Raw genomic sequence first — 21,447 nt, forward strand, 5'->3', positions numbered from 1 at the left:
TCCTCCGTTAAGATACAGCAGATTTAAGAGACCTAACTCGATAACTTTAATATTAATAAAATCCAATGAGCGATTATACTATTAGCTTATGATTTTGCGAATAATTCTTTTAAATGCTTAGACTGAACAGATTTTCTTTTCCAATAACATCAGATTCGAGTTCTGAAGATGCTGTACGAAAAAAAACCTGCTTGCCTAAGGTCTTACGACCCAAACCTACAACAAGATCACCAAATAAGATACTAATCACTTTTAATGCATCAGCTAGCGTTTGGGTTTTACTAGGTTGAAACATTTGATAAGCCAAGTTTTGTAACTTTTCTGCCTGTTTAGGAAATGATGCATCAGATAAGCGTGTACGTAATGCTCTTTTATAAAATTTAAGGACAGTAACATTGTAATTATTACCTAAATGATTGTCATAATTTAGGGCTATTTTACTATCATGAAATTCTTTAAGAATGAATAAGTCTTTAATTATTTTCATAGAAAATTGCTTTTTGGGGGTTTCAGTAAGAGCCGTTTTTAGGTGTTCATCCTGTTGCATTTTCTCCTGTAACTGCATAGTCAGGGTATGTAAATGCTTATGATTTACATTCGTCTGTGGGTTGGTTAAGTTGTATGGTGAGGCTAGCTCCATCTTTGTAGCGCCTGGCTTTCCCTTATCATTGATGGGAGGTGATTTTTGGGAAGTGTCAAAAAGAGTTGGTGATGGTGTTAGATCGGCGCAGTCCAGATGTTCTAATAGTGCTTGATAATTATCGTGAAAAGACAACAAATATTCCTGTAGGGCAAAAATCAGGTTCTCAACCTCTTCATTGGCACCTACAGATTTAGTTTCTTGTGCGATGCGGATGGTCATGATTATGTGAAAGCCTGCACGTAATACAGTTTCCACTTTCCCCCAAAGAAAATCTAAAGATTTTTTAACAGTCAGCCTTCGCTCGTCAAAAACGGGGGTGCCATCGGTATTTAAAGTAAATAGCTGGCGTAGATGGTCAGATTCTACACAGGATTGAGAGGTGTTGATGAGACTGGATTGCGAGGCTGGTGAAGAGGATTCTGCATGACTTTTATCATGAAGTTGAACATGCGTAATTAGAAGATTTAAGAAATGATTAAATTCCTTAATGATGTGTGGTAGTTTTATTTCATTCAATAAAAATGAGCCAGTCTTAGTCGCAAATGCTTGGTGCCAGAGCTCTAATTGGTCTGGAAAAGGCAGATTCTCATTGTCAGTTAGTGAGGGTGTATCGACTATGGCCAGATTTTCTAAACTTTTTGAACGATATAGTTTTTGCTTATTAGGGTTGGGATAAACATCGGTTAGTTTGCAAATTTTTTTTAAGCGCAATTTAAAAACAGTCATGAAGTCTAAGCAAAATTGCCGCGAAGGTTGGGTAGTCCCAAAACCCGCGTCGGAAAACGATGCAATACCTATATACGTAGCAATTCGTTCTTTAGTTTTGTCATTAACAAGATCAGCAGGAATTTTTTTTAAGACCGTCATGATAATGTCTTCTAATAGTGTATCGCATAGCTGCTCTCTAAACAGCTCTGCCTTTTCAGCCATCGCCGGGAAGAGGCCAGTGATTTTTTTATAATTTAAAAGGTACCCTTTCGTAAAACTGGTAGGATTAAACCAACCATGGTACTCGTAAGGATAGAGCAGATTAATATTGTTTTCTTTGTAACCGTAATAACGAAACGCAGCGCCTAAATCAATACGAGCAAATTGATTATCATTGCCTGTAGTTTCTAAACAAACAACATTACCACTATGTACACTGTAGTCGCCCAATAGCAGAGAATACATGAGGATTGTGGATAGGCCAAAATAGTTTTCAAGCTGAGTTAATAAAGGGTAATAGCTGGGCCCAAAAAACATCTCCATTAATGCATGACGATCAGAGCCATTTCGATTTCCAGTGCCAATAATCTTATGTAATTCCTTAAATGACACTTTTGGTTGAATCAGCGCATAGGAACCATCATTAAGTCGAATAAAATCTGCACAAATAAAAGAACGATGATAATCTCGGGGAATTAAGCCTCGGTTTTTAAATTCCTCTAATAGGAGGCCTGCAAATAATTCAGTAAAGAGCTCTTGAGGATCATTAGGTTTTTTAACGAAAAATTCGCTGCCTTCAGAATCACGATAAAAACCATCTATATCATCCTTATTTTTACCTCCGGACTTATCTTTAAATTTTATTAGTTCTTTACCGTTATACGTTAGCATGGAAGCTCTAATATAATTTTCCCTGCATCATTGTTAACCTTTCATGACCAACAAAGCAACAGATTAATTAATAGTTGCTGCTCGGAGTATTCTAATTTACATGTGGCTTATACATAACAAAAAAATCTGTCTTACTGAGGGGCATAAAGTTTTTGTATAGGGTTTAAGTTTCTGTTAAGCAATCAATGTTAAACTGACTGCATTTAATGAGTAGTTCTCTATCTGGTGTGCATATGCCTGAAATGACTGTTAAAAAAAATGATGAATTTTTCATTAGTATTGCAAAAGATGAGGGTGTTCATAGCTTTATTTTGCTAGGTGTAAAAAATGAAACAGGAGTTCATCTTCTTGCAAGAGTCGGGAAAGTAGGAGTGGCCACTGAATTCGGTTGTAAAATCCTTTGTAAGGCTGCATTTTCATCGACACCGGCCCAATTAATTGATGAAAAAATTGATAGAGAAACAGAGAACAGAACTAACATCAGTTATGCTGCTTATGCAATTAATTATCAGCAATATCTCGATTTTATAGCGTTATTACAACACATCCAGGATGAGAATCTGCTCGACACGTCGGTTCAACATCTGCCGTTTACTTGTTTTAAGCCTGTGCAGGAAAAAGGTGGACTTGTGACGCTGCAACAGACATCCGAAAAAACTGCGTTGACTCATGAGCTAGCTCCCAGAGAAGAGAGTGCCGAAGTGTCTAAAGAGGTTCATTCCTTAGGTCTTACAAATACTTGCCGCCATTCAGCGCTGTCTTTATTAAAATACGTTTGTAGGGACGAACAGGTCCCTCATGACCTTTCCAGTGCTTTTTTTCGTAATTTGCCGCTACAAACTTCTTTAGTGGCGGATGATGGAGAGGAATTTGTAGTAAGTCGAAGGGGTACTACTGCAAAACGCTCTTTCGTTCACCCGGATGGTAAACAACCTTTTTATATTTTACCGCTTCCGCCTTCGGCGTTTAAAGAGCAATCGCCAGCTAAGGTAAAGGTTTTAACGGAACTGTATCAGCAGATGGAAAGCATGCTTAAAACTGCTTCACAATTGCCCGAAACAGAGAAAAAATTTAATCTCTTAAAAGAGCTTTATAATGACAAAGCTGGAAAAAATACAGAATCTATGAGCGACCTGTTAGCGAGCATAAAATCTTGGCGATCCCTACATAGTGCTGAGATTAAAGTTCTTCGCGTTACTTATTTCTTTGACAGATTTTTTAAACGACAATCTGCAACTGAAAAAATGCTTGAGAGATGTACAACATTACTTGAAAAATCACAAGAACAATCCCCTCAAAACTAAAAAATTGTCGATAAGATAATCATTTGATTAATCTATCGACACTAATCTTAGTTGAAATTCATATCCATTTAATTTATTCGTGAAGTAATTTATTTCATATAATTTCTGACTTTTTTCTTGTTTTCCATTGATTAAACGATAATTTTTTAATGTTAATTAATGAATCTACTGACAAAAAAATAAGACTCGGACTAAACTAGATATAAGAAGGAATTATTTTCAAGTCCAAGAATAGACTGGCTTCATAAAATTTGTAGTTTTGGAGGTGCAGTGTAATGAAAAAAGGGGCTTTATTACTAATCGCTATAATCTTTACTTCTTCCTTAGGTTTTTCCGAAGTAATTAAAGAATTTTCTTTAGGAAGCCCAGTCTTTGATCCTAATACTTCTATTCCAGAAAAATATACCTGTGTAGGTGCGGATATTTCACCAGCATTATTTTGGGAAAATGTACCTAAAGATACCAAATCATTTGTTTTAGTTATTGACGATCCTGATGCACAGGATGGTACGTGGGTGCATTGGGTTTTATTTAATATTCCTCCCGAAACTCGTAATCTTACCGAAGGGGAAGTTCCTGTAGGAGCCATAAATGGTAAAAATAGTTGGGGATTCACAGGCTATAAAGGACCTTGCCCACCACCTGGCGATATTCATAATTATATTTTCAGGTTATATGCTTTGGATACAGTATTGCCTCTAGATGCTTCGGCAATCAAAGAGAATGTTATCGATGCTATTCAATATCATGTTCTAGGCATGGCTGAATTCAAGGGAAATTTTCAGAGAGAATAATGACATGTCGTTTCTCACCGTCATCCCAAGCGTATGAAGCTCCCTGCATTGGCACAATCTGGTTCATCGCAAGAGATTTCTCGCTAGGTTTGGAATGACGCTAATAGAAGCAATGCAATAATTGCTTCAAAAAACCTTAGAAAATAATAGATGGACAAATGATAAATTTTTGTAACAATATGCAGTCAAAAAATTTATAATTTCGTCTTTAAAAAGGTAGAGAAATGGAAAGAATAAATCTATTTTTAAGTAACTTATTGTTAGTATTATTACTTGTTTTGATGCAGCCTGTGAATGCAACAGGAAAAACAAACTATCAAAGTGTCGCCATTGGTTCTTCAATGCAAAAAGGAATTCTTTTTTATATCAATGAGTATCGAGCAAAGCGTGGTTTAAAACCATTAAAAATGAATAATCTTATGTCGAAAGAGGCAGAGATCCATAGCCGTGAAATGGCCAATCATAAAATTGGTTTTGGTCATCAAGATTTTAATAAACGAATTAAAAGGATATACACAGAAATTAAATTCTGTCGCGGTGGTGCAGAAAATGTTGCCTATAATTATAAAGATGCACAAGATGTCGTAAAAAATTGGCTGACAAGTCCAGGACATCGACGAAATATCGTTGGAAATTATAATCTTACCGGTATAGGGCTTGCTCGTGATAGCAGAGGAAAAATTTATTTTACACAAATCTTTTTACGTACAGATAACCCTACTTATGCGGGGTAATTGTTAATAGCAGGTTCGGCATAAAAAATTGCTTATGTCGGGCCTAAAATTAATATTATTAGATTAGTAAAAGGATACAATGGTTCTTCCATCGATAACTAACGATGGTAGGGGAGATAGGATGTCATCTGCAACAGAAAATACCACTCAAGCCGGAATTCCTGCTTTTCTTTACGGCACTGCATGGAAAGAAGAAGCCTCCCAAGCACTTACTTTAACTGCCCTGAATGCAGGATTTACAGGTATTGATACGGCTAATCAGCGTAAGCATTATTTTGAAGAAGGGGTGGGACTTGGAATACAACAATTTTTAGCAACTCGTGATAAAACAAGAAAAGATCTATTTTTGCAGACAAAATTTACTTATGCCCATGGCCAGGATCATCGAAAACCTTATAACGACAAAGATCCGCTTCCTAAGCAGGTTGCGCGATCCTTTGCAAGCTCCTTGTCCCATCTGCAGACAGACTATCTGGATTCTTACATTTTGCATGGGCCTTATTTTGTAGAAGGAATTGGCCAAGAGGATGAGGAAGCCTGGGGAGCAATGGAGGATTTATTTCAAAGCAAAAAAGTTCGTTTTCTTGGTATTTCCAATGTAAACCGTTTGCAACTCGAAGCGCTATACCACCGCGCTAAAATAAAGCCAACTTTTGTCCAAAATCGTTGTTTTGCTGTTAGAAGATGGGATAAAGAAATCAGGGATTTTTGTAAGGAACATGGACTAATCTATCAGGGGTTTTCTTTATTGACAGCCAATTACCAGTATCTAATGACGTCATTTATGCAAAAGCTTGCCACGAAATACAGTAAAACAATTCCACAAATTGTTTTTCGTTTTGCTTTGCAGCAAGGAATGTTGCCTTTAACCGGTACAACCAATCCTCAGCACATGGCCGATGATTTAAATATAAATTTTGAGCTTTCTACTGCTGAACTTAAGCAAATTGAAAATATTACACAGGCAGATTGATACCGAACCTGCAATGTCTTGTTTCTCTCCCGCCTTATCAGCATTCACACACGTTTCTGATAATTGACTGAATTTAATCCAATATGGAAAATAATCGATATTTGTGTTAAAATTTGGTAATTTTTGATCTTAGTTTGTATTTGTAGATTTATATGGCGCAAGTTATAGAGATATGTATTGTAGGCGCAGGTCCTGCGGGTTTGGCTGCGGCAACATCCTTGATAGAGGCCGCCAAGAAAACGCCTGCTGTGGAATTTAGAATTCACCTTATAGAGAAGAGAATAGAATTTACCCGCCGTCAAAAATTAATCATTCCTAAGGAAAAAGATCTTCCTGCAAAAGAATTGCGTTGGGATAAATATTGCAAAGAGTTATTCGATCCGACAGACCAACTACAAATTAATGATCAAGGTGATTTGTTAGATGTTAAAAAAGGTCTGTTATCGAATTTGAATAAACGGCAAAAATTATTGCGTAAGCTGATGAGGCAACGTGATGAATTTAATGAACCTAAAAATTTTTCCATAAGATCATTGCAAGAAGCACTGAAAGAGCATATTGATAATCATGAGGTAGCTAATGTCAAATTGCATTGGCATCTGGGAGATGAAGTTAAAGCCGTGGATTTAAATAAGCAAAAAGTAGTTTTAGACAAAGATGCTATTCCATTTGATTATTTGTTGATTTGTGAGGGGGAAAAGCGCCTATTAACGCAAAAAATTAATCAGACAATTCCAACTGAGTGTACTTCCATTGCCCCCTTCCGTTATAAAAAAATGGGCACGCCCTCTCATCATATGGCTGCTCGCTTAACGCTCAAGCCTTTAGGGAGTGAGAAAAATTATCACGGATTTCTGGCACAACACAGGAAAAAAATCAATTTTGATGTAAAAAATCTTAAATCTTTAGGTTGGGACCCCAAAGCGGAAAAACCAGAGGCTATTTTTGATGATAACCTCTATAAAGAGAAGCAATATCCTGATCCTTCCTGGAAACCACGATTATTTATCGCAACCCCAATTCCTGAATCGCTTCATAAAATCACCAACACTTCTATTAAAAGAAATAAACTACTTGAGTGGGCAAGTTTTTTTGCTGCTTCCAGATTACAAGTGCCTCATGAAAACTTCGTAATCGATGAGAAGGGAGAAAATGAATCGGTATCAAATGTTGGTACTTTCCTTTCTGATATTCACTATGTAGACAATCCTGTGAGAAAGCTTCCCAATGGAGGTCATATTCTTCTTCTCGGAGATAGTGCCATGTCGCCTTATTATCCACTTGGAACGTCATCGGCTTTTGCTATGTATGAAGCAAAACTGGCTGCTATTTGCATTGCACGCTTTCATCAATTTGAAGGACAATTTGAACTGTTAACTGCCAAATATCGTGAATATCAAAAAATTATTGCTGACCATATTGGCTATCGCAATCAGGAAATTGAATTAATTATTGAACACATTAAAGAATTGGTAGGGATTTTACAAAATGAAGTTAATGTGCTTCCTGTTTCCACTCGAGAGGACCTCCTGTTAACTATGAGACGACAAAACATCGTCCTTCTTTTAAATAAACTTTGTCATGAATTAACCGAGTGTAGCAATAGTAGTAATACTGGAATGACCTTAAAAGGATGTCTCGAGCGCTTGCTGATGTCTGATGATGCCTATATTGATGCTATCGAACTTGAACCCCGTGTCGTCGAGCTTTTTGATAAGATGAATAATGGCCAATTAGTTAAAGAGCTTATTCAAAAACAGAATTCGTCAGAAATTAAGTTATGAGGATAGAGCTTACTTATTATTCTTGAATTACAGTTATAATACTAATTACAGTGACTACGTTGTTGAATGTAATTGGTTAAAGCGATGAGATCATCGGCTTTAGTACCCAAGGGAATAAGTGCATCTTTGGCGAGTTGAAAATGGTCACTAATTAAATTAAACAACTCATCCTTGCTGTAAAGAGAAGCAAAGGTCAATTTTTCATTTGCTACATCAGAGGCTCGGCCTTTGCCTAGCACTCCTGCATCTGCATAGTGATCGAGATAGTCATCCTGCATTTGAAAAACTAACCCTAAATGAGTTGAGAAATCCCGCAATGACTGTACGATACTTGCTGGTGTATCACTGGCTGCTAAAACCATGTTAAAACAGGCTGAAATTAATTTTCCCGTTTTCAGTGCATGAATTGTTCTCAGTTCTTCTTCACTAATGGTTGATAGTGACAATTGTGAAAGATCCAGGCTTTGACCACTAACCATACCTGCAGGACCACTTGCGTGTACTAATTCCTGCGTGATTGAAAGGACTTGTGCTGAAGGCAGATATTGCGGCAGATGTTTGAGTAAAAGATCGACGGCTAATGCTTGCATTCCATCACCAACTAAAATAGCGGTCGCCTCATCAAAAGCTTTATGACAACTTGGCTTCCCTCGTCTCAAATCATCATTATCCATGGCCGGTAAATCATCGTGAATTAATGAATAGCAATGAATAAGTTCTATCGCTGCTGCCATTATATCGAGATTGGGTTGGGCAACGCCGGTAATTTCGCCAGATAAATAAACTAGTATGGGTCTTAAGCGTTTACCACCAGGAAAGAGTGTGTAGAGCATTGCTTCTTTGATTCGAGCTGCAGGAATATCGGCTTGCGAAATTAAGGTATTAAGAACGGTTTCGTGCTGCTTTAAATAACGACGGATAGTTTCATTAATCATTCGATGGTTCACTGCTTTCTAGATCAGACATAACAAGCAATTCAATTTTTTGCTCAGCTTGATTTAAAACTTCTTGGCATTTGCGGGCTAAGGTAATGCCTTTCTCAAATTGTTTTAGTGAGTCTTCCAGAGATAACTCGCCTTTTTCCAATTGCATGACAATTTCTTCAAGTTCCGTCATGGATTTTTCAAAATGAATGGGTTCAGTCATAAGATCACGAGCCTGTCTTGAGCAAATCACGCCAGTATACTGTGTGAAAGTTAAATTTTAAACAATTTCTTGGAGCATCTAGGTAGAGTACTTACACCATAGCGGCATGACACGCGTTAGGTAATCCATAAATTTCCATAAGCCTACCTGAGATTCAACACTACCATAAGGATCTGCTTTTAATTCTGGATAACCAATACCTAAACCAAAAAGTCCTGGTCCGATGATCCCAACCTGGGGATTATGTTCAACATCTTCGTAATCACCAATGACAATGTTTTTACGTTTCTCAAAACCGACGGCATAAATGACTTTATTACATTCTGGTAAGAAACGGGCTATATTGGCTTCAGCCGTGTTGTAGCGTACCAGGTTGGATGGTAAAACGCCGTCAATGTGTTGCCGTGCCCATGCTGCAGTTTGTCCTTTCAACCCCGTGTTATCAAATAAAATCCAATCACCCATATCAATTGCATAGCGGCAGGGGGAGCGATAAAAATTAATAATTTTGTTTACCCCTAAATCAACCAGATACTGCACAATAATAATGGCAGAGTGCGATGAACCGAAGACACCAAAGGTTTCTTCACGATTAATTGTTGAAGCTAACCGTTCCTTATCAATGGCAATATCGAAGGGAATAACATCTACACCCGGATAATTAAGACTTGATGGTAGAGCTCCCGTTGCCAAAATTACATTTTTGGCTTTAAAAGTCTCGGTAGAAGATTGTAAAGTCCAGGTACGCTCTGACAAAGCCATCTGATGAATTATAGTTTTTTCAGCAACCACTTTCTCGATTAAACGATTAGTAACCCATTGTAATGGTGCAACAACCTCACTTAGAGTACAGGTGCTGTTAATATCAAATTGGCTGAGGGAAAAATTATTGGCGACTTGATGGTAAGCAAAAGATTCAACCGCATTGAGAAAATCCAAAAAGCGCTTTACTGTCGTATTACTCGAAACGTTACGCCACAAATGCCCTAAATCGCCAACAGTAAAAGCAGGATCAATCCATAAAATATCGTGAGGAGCCACACCGTAATCTAATAATTTCCCGACGGCAGCAATGCCAGCAGGTCCTGCGCCAACAATTGCCCATTGAAAAGTTTTTTTATTCATTGAAATTGCTTTATTTAGCCATTCATTCTCGAAATTCTAGAGTGAGATCATGCTTTTAACAAGTAATCAGTGAGCTCTGAAATGCAAATGTGTAGCCTTAAGCGAAGGAACAAGAAGGTGACATAGGCATTGCTGCTATATGCTTTTCCAATTCAATCGGCTTCATACTAGCTGCTGCGTCTACCGTCACATGACCCGTTTGCAACGCGAGTAAGCCTTTTTCTGACAGCAAACATTTAATTTGAAAAGCACCTAAATTGGCGATTCCTTTAACACTAATTAAATGTTCTCTTAATGCAGTAAGACCATTTGGGGTCAGTAAAAGATCAAGACAAAAAGGATCTAAAAGAAGGATTTGCTGGGGGTTAATTAATTGTTCTTTTAAGGCGGAAACCCCTATCTCTGAAAGCAAACATTTTGCATAATCTACGTGTGGCAAAGAAAAAAACTCATCAGGACAAATTAAATTTTTTCCTAAGGCAATAGCACCCTCTTTGCTGCATAGATATTTAAGATAACCAACAGGAATAGTGGCTAGATTGATGTTGGCGAGAAGTTCGCTTAAAAAAATAACTAAACCGAAGTTGGTTGAAAAGGATTCTTCAAGAATAAAGTGGCGGGATTTGTCTTTCTTAGGAAGAGAGGTTAATTGTTTTTTACGCTTATCTAAAGGTAATAACCATAATTGATGAAATTTTTCTGCTAGTTCTAATTTTAAAATTCCTTCCAAGACTAACTCTTGAAGATCGGGATGTAGTTGTTTGGTTTTTGCTTTAAATTCTTCAAAATTAAGATTTTCCCACAATGTTTTATCTTTACCTATTTGCTCCCACGCTCGGCAGACAGCCAGTTTCCCAATGATCGCTTTTTTAGGAAAAAAATTAAATATGGTTAAGGTAATTTCAGGAGGAAAATTAGACATGAGAAAAAATTAAACGAAAATTTGTTTAATTATAAATCATCATGAGTCAATGATGTATGGGTAAGATTACCCAAGTGAGGGTATCACCTTCCAGTGATTGATAATTTCTTTATTAATGGGTGGCTTGCACAGCTCTTCGGATTCATGCAGGATCCTTTAAAATTTGATTAACGGGCCTGAGGACATTTATGAAGACAAAGATGCAGTTTATTTGTAGTCAGTGTGCTGCAATTTTTTCTCAATGGGCGGGCCAATGCACGCAATGTGGGTCTTGGAATTCAGTCAGCGAGGAAACTATCACAAGCGTTTCGCGCGGCAATCCACGTTTAGGTAATTATGCCAATCAACGCTCAACCGTTACTGCTGTAGAGGATGTTGTTCTTGATAGCGAAATCCGTATGGATTGTGGCTTATCCGAATTAAATCGGGTTTTGGGTGGCGGCCTTGTAGATGGTTCTGTGGTATTAATTGGTGGGGATCCAGGTATTGGAAAATCAACATTACTACTACAAACGCTTGCCAATCTTTCGCAAAAACAAACCGTCCTTTATGTAACTGGTGAAGAATCTTTGCAACAAGTTGCCATGCGGGCGAAGCGCTTACAATTACCTTTAACTGGTCTACGTTTGCTTGCCGAAACTCAGGTGGAAACGATTATTGCTCATGCTCAAAAAGAAAAACCGCGGGTTATGGTTATTGATTCGGTACAAACTATCTTTACTGAAACCTTAAGTTCCGCTCCTGGGGGTGTCGGACAGGTGCGAGAAGCTGCTGCGCAATTAGTTCGTTTTGCAAAAACAACCCAAACTGCCGTTTTTATTGTTGGTCATGTAACCAAAGAGGGAGCATTGGCAGGCCCGCGTGTTCTGGAACATATGGTAGACACTGTTTTATATTTCGAAGGACAAAGTGATAGCCGTTTTCGTGTTATTCGGGCAATTAAAAATCGCTTTGGGGCGATTAATGAGTTGGGCGTTTTTGCCATGACCGATCGTGGCTTGAAAGAAGTTGCAAATCCCTCGGCAATTTTTTTATCGCGTCAACCAGAACCGACACCTGGTAGTGCTGTTATGGTTACTTGGGAAGGCTCAAGACCAATGCTTGTAGAAGTCCAGGCTTTGGTTGATGAAGCACATGGTCAGCAAGCAAAACGTATTACTGCGGGCCTTGAGCATAATCGGCTTGCTATTTTACTTGCTGTTTTACATCGACATGGCGGCGTGGCTACCTATGATCAAGATGTCTTTATCAATGTAGTGGGGGGTGTCAAAGTTACTGAGACTGGAAGCGATTTGGCTTTATTGGCAGCCGTTATTTCAAGCTTGCGTAATCGAGTGTTTGATCGAGAAACGATTATTTTTGGTGAGGTAGGCCTGGCTGGAGAAATAAGGCCTGTGCAAAGTGGTCAAGAGCGGTTGCGTGAGGCAGCGAAACATGGCTTTAAACGAGCGATTGTTCCTTTTGCAAATGCCCCTAAGCAGAATATAGGAATAGAAATTCAAGCTGTTAAGCATTTGCAGGAAGTACTTGAGAAGCTTTAGGGGAGTTGTGGATTTCCCGATGCTTCTCTGATGCATCATGCCAGAAATGGAGGAAGATAGCTTTCTGAACTAAGAAGTGATTTTTCAATTCCATGGTTTAATCCTAAGGCATCCACAGCCAGTCCATATTCCTGCGCTGTGGCAAACTCTGAGGCCATTTTGATGGCCGCTTCTTGACAGAACATATCTTGCACTTCATGAATATCGATGCCAAAAATTGCTTTTTGTACATCACTATTGCAATTACTTGCCCGAATAATACGTGAGGCACTGTCGGGGTGAACCCAACTACATAAACTGTAAGGCGTTTTCGTTTCCAAAAGGGTTTTAACATTCCTTTGGTATTCACCCACATCAATGCCAAGTCCAATCAATGGAAAAATATGGAGATAAAGAGGATAGCTGGAAACGACAAAAGCTCTTTCCAACCATTTTAACAAATCTTCTTGTACGGTGGTGTAACGGGGGGCATATAATCTGATTTGAGAAGGCATTCCCTCTAAACGTTGATCATCGATTCTTTTTTGAAAACCTAAAGGCTTATTTGTATCAGGGCGTTTGCTAATAGAAGAGAAGACTTCACCTTCTTCATCAGTGATAAATGAAAAATTATGACCGGGATAAATACTTTGCAGATAAGTATCTTTGCTGTCTTTTTTAAAATTAACTGTGGGAGTTGTCCCCAGGAATAAACAATTTTTATTGGGGAGTATTATGTCTTGATAAAGCTTGGTGCGGCTAATATCTAGAGGCTGATGTTTATCTAGAAGCAAAATTTTTACTAGTTTGCCATTTACTTGTAGGTTATTTCTTAACGAAAATTCTTTTTGCAGATTTAAAAAAGATTTCTCAACATGCCTTGCAGAATGAGTCGTTGCTCTGTTAGAAATTAATTTGAACATATGACATTTCCTATTCAACAGCAGGCGCATGTAAGCGCAAATGCTTCTCTTAAAGTAATTAACTTGTAAGTTACAGCGGTTATGAACCACTCAAGTGCTTCAATGGAAACTAATTGCGGAATGGACGTTTAAGCCCCATTAAAAGCATGTTAAATGACCCGAAATTCGGGTTTGTAGTTCCTGTTCTACCTGGAGATCCGTTAAGCGCCGCAAGATTTAAGAGTATCTGCCGTTGCGAGCAAATGACTTGCGGGGTTTAATAATATACATGCTGATATTAATATTTGCAATCTGCTTTAAAAGAGATTTATCTGTATGGATTTAAAAGGCTAGTTTATTTCTTGGATTTAAGTTCAGGCGAAGAAGGCCAGGCTTGTAAAACTGCTTGCAGAACTAATGCATGATTATGATGAGTGTCTTTCGCTGCGTAGAATAAAGTCACAGGCTTTTTCTTCGCTTTTTCCAAAACTTGCTCGATTAATTCGGGTTTGTCTTTTAATTCGTGCACATAACGGCGGGCAAATTCGTCCCATTTTTCAGGATCATGATTAAACCATTTCCTTAGAGTAGGACTAGGAGAAATTTCTTTTAACCACAAATCAACATCAAGGCTGGTTTTTTTTAGTCCACGAGGCCATAACCTGTCCACAAGAATCCATATACCCTCTTTGTGGGATGGAGGCGTATAAACTCTGCAAATCGCTATCTTTGCATGACTCATCATACCTTCCTTAATATAATGAGAATGATGCTGTCTCGGTTTAAAACGTATCATTTATCCCTAGATAAAAGTTTAGGAAGTATTTGACAAATTAGCCAAATGTTAGGTTCTATAAAAAAAGCGTTGTATTTTTACAAAAATGAAAGAAATATTAGCGTATTGTATAAAATATTGTTAATATTGTTTGTTAAAATATTGGACAGAAAATCCAACCCGGAATTTGTTGTATGCCTGCAGAAAATGCAAAAAACTTGTTAATTCAAAACAATAAAAAAAAATATGAACAATTTATATTGAATACAGATAATACCTTATTTTTACCGACGCCTTCGTCTGTGCCTTGGATTGGTACGGCAGGTCAATCCGATGCATTTAGAAAAAAGACGGTTAAACATGGCGAATCTCAGGTCAATTTCATAAGTAAAAATGGTGAAGCTTTTTCCTTCCAATGGCAAACAACCCCATTTCAGTTAAAGAAAGCTGTCCGCTGGGGAATCGTACGGACAGAATCTATTACAGCGAAAGTTATCTCTGCACTTGGTCATTATCGTATCACGGCTCATGAACGCATTGCTAAAGGAATAATAAGCAATACACATGCATTAAAAATTCAATTTCTTGATTTTTATCAACAACGTTTCGAAGCGCTGCAAGAGTTAGAATCTTTAGTAAATAGAGAGAATTCACTTGCAATTTACAATAAATCAATTGAACGCTATATCACGGAATTACAAACAATAAGTGCTAATCTAGAAGTTCAATTTAAAGACACTCAGTTAATTGATATTAATCCTCAAGCTATTTCACAATTTCAAGCTGATATTGCTCAAGATATTAATAGGGCAAAAACTTATCTGACAACGTTACAAGAAAAAAATAGTAACGCTACCGAAGCGTTACTAGCCAGTAGGCGAGCAAGAGGAAATGATTCTATTTTAGAGTTTGTTAAACAACAAATGATTCATGGCTTGTATCAAATGCAAGGGTATAATCAAGACTTTAGTTTCAGCAAGCGGCGAAGTTTTGCATTAACTCGTGGTGACTTAAACAATTGCATCGAAGATGCGCGGAAAGAAATTAATGATCATGACGCTGATCCGCGCAATGCTGTGAGAGCAGAACATCATGGCTTCTATAGCAGTGAAAATGACACCATTACTTATGATTTTGGGCCAGATAATTTAACACCAGCCCGGCAAAAACAAGTATTACTCGGAATTAGTTTTATAGAAGGTTGGGATTCTGTGGACTATAGTAACCCAAAGACCCCTGTTGTAAAAAATCATTTAGGAAGCGAACCCTTAACAATTATCAGTGCGACCAATTGGCAGCTCCATCGCAATTTTACTGCATTTATTAAAAGTACGGCTTACTTCATTTTCAACGTTTTTAAAGGATTCATTATGCCTACTCATCCTTGGGAGGAGGAGGCATGGAATAATAAAAAGTTTCATTTAGTTGCAAGTGATTTACGTAAAAATGCTAGTCCTAATGAGCCTTTGCTTTTAAAGCCAATCAGGTTTCTCAAAATTATGGCTAATTCGATAAAGGATTGTTTTAAGGGAATTCGCAATTTTGGGTCGGAATTAATTCGTATGCCGGAAGAAATATTTAACGATTGGAACGCCAGTAAGGCTTTAAAGAATTATGCTTTAGTTATTGAAGAAGCAGAAGACGAAATGGCTCTTATCAAGGAAGAAGAAGAAAGGCGTCTGCAATATTTATTAGCTGATTACCCTGTCAATGAAACATCGGAAGTAATTAGTATCCTGGCTAAAGTTGATTATCACCTTACGGCGGGTGAGAAAAATGACATTTTAACTGCTATGGTTAGTGGTCTTGATGGTTTTAGCTCTGTTTTTACTCATAATCTTTATGCTAAAGACCCTGTCGGTAGTTTGGTTTTTACGGCTGCTTATGCAGCAGGAGCTGCTGCAATTTTTTGTCCAACCGTAGCTTCCACTATTTTTGGTAGCGGTTATGTCAATTGGTTTTCCAATTTTTCTTATAGCATGGGTGCCGGTAAATTAGCAGCTACAATTGCGGGCGGTTCTACTCAAGCTCAAGTATTTGCCACAGTATGGGATACAGCTATTCATGGTCCTAATGGTATTGGTGCCACTATAGCAACGCAAATTGCAGAAGATCCATTAACCTATGGTTCTTATTTTGCTGTTGCCTATGGTTTAGGTTATGTTCTTGTTAATGGAATTAATGGCCATGAAATTCCTGGCTTAAGTGCAATTTTAAAAGAAGATTTGGGTACTACTCCTGAAGCAAGTTATCCATTTATTGGCGGAAAATTTGCCATTGGACTTTATGAGTTGCTTCTGCGCAAACCTTCTGAGCGCTATGAGCCGCTTAAGATTAAATACAATGGTACGGAAGTCGCTGCTTACCCTGAAAGCACTTATCAAATTTACCAAAAAATAATTGCTCGCTTTAATTTAGCTTTTTGGTTATCAACACATGCCACAACACTGCCTAAATTAAGACCTGCCACATTATTTGAGATAGAGCGGCATATTGATAATCTTTTCCCAGCCGAAGAGGCTGCTTCGCTGAAGAAAATGCTTTATCCGGAAAAAGAACCTTCCATTGCTTTTCAATTATTCTCTATCCCCCTTACCTATATCCCTGCACTTCTACGACTAGGTTTTGCCTTGATAGTGAGTCCTATAGCCTGGTTTATGGATAATCCCAATCCTGCACAACCTATTAAAAATGCAGCGAAAGATTTGGGCAACAAAATTGCAAAAGATCTTAATCGATTGCTTATCGCTGCCAGTCATTTGACCTATGTTATTTTTACAGTAGTATCCAGTCCGGTTAAAGCGTTAGCATTGACCGCCAATATGATAATTGCACGCATTGCAAGTTTATTTGATTGGCATCCAAGTTATTCAATGCATCAAACTTTTGCTATGGTTCATTCTTTTTTTAGACGTGTGGGTGAGCTGTTATACCCTGCTCGCGCGACAAAGAGCATTGTGACTGCAAACCCTGCTCATACTATTCGGGAAATGGAGCATTCTTATAAAATGGTTTTAGATAATTTAAAAATAGTGAATACAATACAATCTGAGCTGTCGTTGCTACAATCTGGAGCAGCGGAAATTTATCATTCGCATTCTCCATTACAGCAGACCATGCCCGTTGGACTAAGCGAAAAAGATGACACAATAGCAGTTCATTCTGTAAGCCCAAGTTTTTTAATGTCGTAAGAATATTTTTGGTTATCTTTATATGTCCAAATTTTGTTTGAACGTGATATTTTTCGGATACCCTGATGAATTTGCGTGAAAAATCAAAAGAAAATTTCAAATTTATTCGCAAAATTTAAATTTATCAGCTAGGCTGACATTAGTGCAACGCAACACTTCAATGGAGAGAATAATGAATCAGGACTATTTTAAAAGTTGGGCTGCCTTAGTAACTGAGATGCATAAGCCATTTCAAGCAATGATGGAGTTGAATCTTAAAACTCTGCAAAATTTACATTACCCTAGACCAGAAGAAACATCTTCCTGGCAACAACCAAATAAAATGATTGATCATCAAATGAAGCTGGCAATGGAAAATAGCCACCAAATGCTTGACTATATGCGACAATCATTTCAAATTTTGGAAAATGCTTTTTCTTTAGTTTCAAGAGAAATAAAAAGAAATTCCGAGCATGCACTTTCACAGGCAAAATCATCCGCAACTTCAAATCAAAGTGTTCCTGTTAAAGCAAAATCATCCAGTTCGCATAAAAAGACTTCGCAGTCTAAAAAATCTGTGAGCTCTACAAGTAAAATGGCTGCGGCTAAAAAAACAACTATGCCATCTAAAAAAGTAGCGGCTAAGTCTACAAAAAATGCGTCAACCACTCTCAAAACGTCAAAGCCAGCTTCTGCAAAAAAAATAACCAAGAGCAATTCAAGCTCTAAAAATAAAATGGCTGCATCCTCTAAAAAAGTAGCAGCGTCTTCAGCTAAAAAAGTAGCTTCAGTTGCAAGTAAAAAGGTAGCTGCACCTGCAAGTAAAAAAGTAACTGCATCTGCAAAGAAACCAGGCAGTACTACAAATAAAGTATCTAAAGCGGTTTCAGCGACTACCGTCAATAAAGCACCAATGGCTTCTATGTCAACTGCAAAAATGACCAGTCCGATGCAGAGTTCAATGTCTCAAAATAAAATGATCCCAGAAAGTAAAGTGGCTATGCCTGCTTCAAAGATGGCAATGCCCACGACAAAAATATCGATGCCTGAGAAGAAAACAGTTATGCCTGGTAATCCTAATCCAGCAAATATGTTTAGACATAGCGAAAAAATGCCAGAACCCAAAAAATAACAAATGTGTTTCTATCCCTCGTCATTAAAAGACGAGGGATAATTCCTCTTCCGCCCCTTCATTGCTGCCGGTTTACAACGATTAATTAAGCTCTTTGCTATACTGATAATGCCGGTGTGATTAGGTCTACGCAAAAATACACCAGCACCGTTCCAGGAACTCAGGGAGGAGCTGTATCATGAGAAAAATTCGTTGTCATCATCTTTTGCTCTTATGTGCCTTGATGTTTTTACCTTTTGCAACTTTTTCTGTGGTACTTAATCCTGGATACCCTATGGATGAAGTTAGTGAATGGACTGAGCGTACATTAATGGCAACGCTTTCGGCGGGCTATTTGGATGATGCTTCAGAAGCAGCCAATGTTCGTCGGCATTATATGCCAACCGCCTGGCGACCAATGCAGTCCTTCTTTCGTGATAAATTAGAACTGATGAAGGAGCGTAAGCTTACTCTTCATCCACAGCCTGTTATACCCGCTACGGTAATATTGAGAGATTGTGAAGGCGTTAGTTGTTGGCGAGTTCATCAAGCATTTATTGTTCCTGAACTACGCAATAAAATTGATTTTGATGTTCTTGTTGTAACTGCTGATCCTGCTCATGGGTCGCCTTTCCTCATTCAAAGCATGGACATCGGTGTGACAGAGTATTAGCTTAAACTGACATTGTTTTTATAACGATCAGGGTATTTATCTATTGTCTATAAAATGGGGTGCTAGAAAAAAGAAAAGTTGTCATGAACAACTCTTTTGCGATAATAACAAGAAACTTGGTCAAGGGTATCTCCAATGTTGATCACAAAAGAGCTCGCTTTTAAAATTGAAACCTGCATAAAACAAAGTCATCTTCAGTTTACCAGGCAGCATACCAATGGTTGTTTATTGGAAGTAGGCTCTGGTACTGCTTTTTTCTCAGGAGAAAATTCATTTTTTTCTCAGGTTATCGCTTGGGGATTTACTACAGACTACGACAAAATTGGTGCTGAGCTTGATGCAATAGAAGCTTTCTATCGCCACCAGCAACATCGACAAATTGATATCGAACTTAGTCCTTTGGTTGGTAATATTTTTGCGCATAAGTTAAGCAGTCGCGGCTATTTGGTTTCAGAAATGAATAACATTTCTGTACTTGATTTAAGCGCTTTTGAAGCTAGCGAAGTGAAGGAAAATCAGTCCTTCACAATAGAAAAAATTAATAAAAATCAATTAAAGTTATGGGCTCAGTGTATTGCTTTGGGATTTGAATATGAAGAGGCTTGGGAGCAATTTTACCTTTATGCAATGACAGAAAATGTCATACCCTTTGGTGCTTTCCTTAACAATCAATTAGTTGCTGGCGGCACAATTGCCATTCATAACGGGATATGTGATTTAGGAATTACAAGCACATTACCAAATTATCGTGGAAGAGGACTTCAGAAGGCCTTGTTGTATAAACGTATAGAATATGCAGTGCAAAAGAAGGCAATGATTGCCTCAGTGACCACTGAGCCAGGATCAATATCTGATTTAAATATTCAAAAAATGGGATTCCAAATAGCCTATACCCGAATAAAATTTAGTTGTCCCCTTGATTAACTATCCATAATGAAAAAGAGTACCTGATTTGTCTGATATAAGACTATTTTTTGAATTGTCTTGTCTATATTAATGTTGATCAAAATACTCTGAGGTAACCCCATAAATGGAACAAGCTAATTTTTTGTCCGATTTTGTCTCCCATTCAGGGTTATTTAATACTTCGGTAGCATTTTCATAACCGGTATTTAAACGTATGTTAATAGCTGAACGGATAAAGTTATAATCCTTGAAAGAATGTGAATAAGGTGTGCCGTTATAAATAATATGCACAACACTGAATCGTTTTTCATGTCCCAGGTCTAAAATCTTTTGTACCTCGGGATCTGCTTTGGCTTCAGGGGTTAATTTATTACCCAAAAAGTTAATCGCTGCCTGTAAGTTTTGGCGGCTTGTATACACATTGGTTAAACGGCGTGAATGACTGGCATAACGAATATCTTTTTGCCGTTCTTCCAGCTGATCCATGGTTTGAGGTAATGGTCCCTTTAAACTAAAACAATCCACTACAAAGCATAGTGTGTCCTGCTCAGGTAATGCATCGAGAACAGTGACTAACGGTGTATTTGCGTAAATTCCACCATCCCAAAAGTAGTCGTCTCCAATTTTAATTGCTGGAAAACCTGGTGGCAGAGCACCACTGGCCATAACATGATCGGGGGTGATGGTGATAAGTTGATTATTAAAAAACTCCATTTCCCCTGATGTGATGTTCACTGCGCCTAAGCAAAGTGTGATTTTTTTATCATTAATCCTATCGAAGTCAATTAAATTCATTAACGTTTTGCGTAACTCAGAAGTATCGTAATAACTTAATTTATCAGGGGTATCACTCGTTAAAGGGTTAGGTGGGATGAGACGAGGTTTAAAAAAGCCATCCAAACCAAAAAAAACTGAATATAAAGCTCCCATGCGATTATGCATATGATGTGTCCAGTCAAAAACATCATAGTTGCTATGAAGATCTAGCCATAATTTAGGGGCAATGGTATCCCAAAATTCATATAGCTTTTCAATTTGTTTTTCTTTTGGATTGCCAGCAATGATAGCGCTATTGATAGCGCCAATTGAAACGCCAGCAAGAAAGTTAGGGTGATAACCGCGTTCATGTATGGCACGGAAAGCTCCAACCTGATAAGCACCAAGAGCGCCGCCTCCTTGAAATACACAAGCGATACGTTCATAGGTTTGCTTTTGTTTTGTTGCTTTTTCAGGTTTGTTAAGAAGACCAAGTGCTTTTTTATGAGCTGGTTTAGTTTTTTTATTTGAAGTTTGAGCCATTGTCTCGCTCCAGAATCCTTTATTAAAAAAGTATATAACAATTATTTTATAACTGTTACATAGAAAA

Annotated in this window: 18 protein-coding genes; 10 read left to right on the forward strand and 8 right to left on the reverse strand. The window is 37.8% G+C overall.

Going from position 1 to position 21,447, the window contains the following annotated elements; all coding sequences use genetic code 11:
- Positions 1 to 109 precede the first annotated feature (109 nt).
- Entirely contained in the window at positions 110 to 2,242 is a 2,133-nt protein-coding gene (locus PXX05_RS01410; protein ID WP_275089267.1) for a hypothetical protein, read from the reverse strand.
- Positions 2,243 to 2,448: 206 nt separating this feature from the next.
- Between PXX05_RS01410 and PXX05_RS01415 the strand changes: the two genes are divergently transcribed.
- The 5 genes from PXX05_RS01415 (at position 2,449) to PXX05_RS01435 (ending at position 7,831) form a co-directional block, all read left to right on the forward strand.
- Positions 2,449 to 3,546, forward strand: a complete 1,098-nt coding sequence (locus PXX05_RS01415) for a hypothetical protein (protein ID WP_275089268.1) — start codon at positions 2,449 to 2,451, stop codon at positions 3,544 to 3,546.
- A gap of 275 nt (positions 3,547 to 3,821) precedes the next feature.
- Complete coding sequence (locus PXX05_RS01420; protein ID WP_275089269.1) at positions 3,822 to 4,340, forward strand: YbhB/YbcL family Raf kinase inhibitor-like protein; 519 nt, start codon at positions 3,822 to 3,824, stop codon at positions 4,338 to 4,340.
- A gap of 224 nt (positions 4,341 to 4,564) precedes the next feature.
- Entirely contained in the window at positions 4,565 to 5,074 is a 510-nt protein-coding gene (locus tag PXX05_RS01425) for a CAP domain-containing protein (RefSeq protein WP_275089270.1), read from the forward strand.
- A gap of 121 nt (positions 5,075 to 5,195) precedes the next feature.
- Positions 5,196 to 6,047, forward strand: coding sequence for an aldo/keto reductase family protein (locus tag PXX05_RS01430; protein ID WP_275089271.1), 852 nt, complete (start codon positions 5,196 to 5,198; stop codon positions 6,045 to 6,047).
- A 152-nt stretch (positions 6,048 to 6,199) separates the two neighbouring features.
- Entirely contained in the window at positions 6,200 to 7,831 is a 1,632-nt protein-coding gene (locus tag PXX05_RS01435) for a hypothetical protein (RefSeq protein ID WP_275089272.1), read from the forward strand.
- A 41-nt stretch (positions 7,832 to 7,872) separates the two neighbouring features.
- Here the strand turns inward: PXX05_RS01435 and PXX05_RS01440 are convergent, their stop codons facing one another.
- The 4 genes from PXX05_RS01440 to PXX05_RS01455 form a co-directional block, all read right to left on the reverse strand.
- Complete coding sequence (locus PXX05_RS01440; protein ID WP_275089273.1) at positions 7,873 to 8,766, reverse strand: polyprenyl synthetase family protein; 894 nt, start codon at positions 8,764 to 8,766, stop codon at positions 7,873 to 7,875.
- Positions 8,759 to 8,977 carry an exodeoxyribonuclease VII small subunit gene (locus PXX05_RS01445; RefSeq protein WP_275089274.1) on the reverse strand — a complete coding sequence of 73 codons (219 nt, stop codon included), beginning with the start codon at positions 8,975 to 8,977 and terminating at the stop codon, positions 8,759 to 8,761. Before PXX05_RS01445 ends, PXX05_RS01440 begins: the two co-directional genes overlap by 8 nt.
- Before the next feature lie 78 nt (positions 8,978 to 9,055).
- The gene (locus PXX05_RS01450) at positions 9,056 to 10,102 is read right to left on the reverse strand and encodes an FAD-dependent oxidoreductase (protein WP_275089275.1); all 1,047 of its coding nucleotides are present in this window, start codon (positions 10,100 to 10,102) and stop codon (positions 9,056 to 9,058) included.
- Between the two features lie 97 nt (positions 10,103 to 10,199).
- Positions 10,200 to 11,024, reverse strand: coding sequence for an F-box-like domain-containing protein (locus PXX05_RS01455; RefSeq protein ID WP_275089276.1), 825 nt, complete (start codon positions 11,022 to 11,024; stop codon positions 10,200 to 10,202).
- Positions 11,025 to 11,212: 188 nt separating this feature from the next.
- On the opposite strand from PXX05_RS01455, the gene radA reads away from it, so the two are divergent.
- Positions 11,213 to 12,565: a DNA repair protein RadA gene (gene radA, locus PXX05_RS01460; protein WP_275089277.1), complete on the forward strand. Its 1,353-nt coding sequence runs from the start codon at positions 11,213 to 11,215 to the stop codon at positions 12,563 to 12,565.
- 35 nt (positions 12,566 to 12,600) lie between these two features.
- Here radA and PXX05_RS01465 read toward each other — a convergent pair whose 3' ends face one another.
- Together PXX05_RS01465 and PXX05_RS01470 are read right to left on the reverse strand one after the other, a co-directional pair.
- Positions 12,601 to 13,467 (reverse strand): hypothetical protein, encoded by an 867-nt coding sequence (locus tag PXX05_RS01465; RefSeq protein ID WP_275089278.1) that lies wholly within the window; start codon positions 13,465 to 13,467, stop codon positions 12,601 to 12,603.
- A gap of 334 nt (positions 13,468 to 13,801) precedes the next feature.
- Entirely contained in the window at positions 13,802 to 14,188 is a 387-nt protein-coding gene (locus PXX05_RS01470) for a DUF488 domain-containing protein (RefSeq protein ID WP_275090442.1), read from the reverse strand.
- A gap of 227 nt (positions 14,189 to 14,415) precedes the next feature.
- Here PXX05_RS01470 and PXX05_RS01475 point away from each other — a divergent pair, with 227 nt between their 5' ends.
- The 4 genes from PXX05_RS01475 to PXX05_RS01490 all read left to right on the forward strand — a co-directional run bounded on the left by PXX05_RS01475 (position 14,416) and on the right by PXX05_RS01490 (position 20,099).
- Entirely contained in the window at positions 14,416 to 17,412 is a 2,997-nt protein-coding gene (locus tag PXX05_RS01475) for a hypothetical protein (protein ID WP_275089279.1), read from the forward strand.
- A gap of 172 nt (positions 17,413 to 17,584) precedes the next feature.
- Positions 17,585 to 18,523, forward strand: coding sequence for a hypothetical protein (locus PXX05_RS01480; RefSeq protein ID WP_275089280.1), 939 nt, complete (start codon positions 17,585 to 17,587; stop codon positions 18,521 to 18,523).
- 178 nt (positions 18,524 to 18,701) lie between these two features.
- Positions 18,702 to 19,175 carry a hypothetical protein gene (locus tag PXX05_RS01485; RefSeq protein ID WP_275089281.1) on the forward strand — a complete coding sequence of 158 codons (474 nt, stop codon included), beginning with the start codon at positions 18,702 to 18,704 and terminating at the stop codon, positions 19,173 to 19,175.
- A gap of 135 nt (positions 19,176 to 19,310) precedes the next feature.
- Complete coding sequence (locus tag PXX05_RS01490) at positions 19,311 to 20,099, forward strand: GNAT family N-acetyltransferase (protein ID WP_275089282.1); 789 nt, start codon at positions 19,311 to 19,313, stop codon at positions 20,097 to 20,099.
- Positions 20,100 to 20,168: 69 nt separating this feature from the next.
- Here PXX05_RS01490 and PXX05_RS01495 read toward each other — a convergent pair whose 3' ends face one another.
- Positions 20,169 to 21,380: a patatin-like phospholipase family protein gene (locus PXX05_RS01495; RefSeq protein ID WP_275089283.1), complete on the reverse strand. Its 1,212-nt coding sequence runs from the start codon at positions 21,378 to 21,380 to the stop codon at positions 20,169 to 20,171.
- Between the last annotated feature and the right edge of the window lie 67 nt (positions 21,381 to 21,447).

It is taken from the genome of Legionella cardiaca, assembly GCF_029026145.1.
Classification (GTDB): Bacteria; Pseudomonadota; Gammaproteobacteria; order Legionellales; family Legionellaceae; genus Tatlockia; species Tatlockia cardiaca.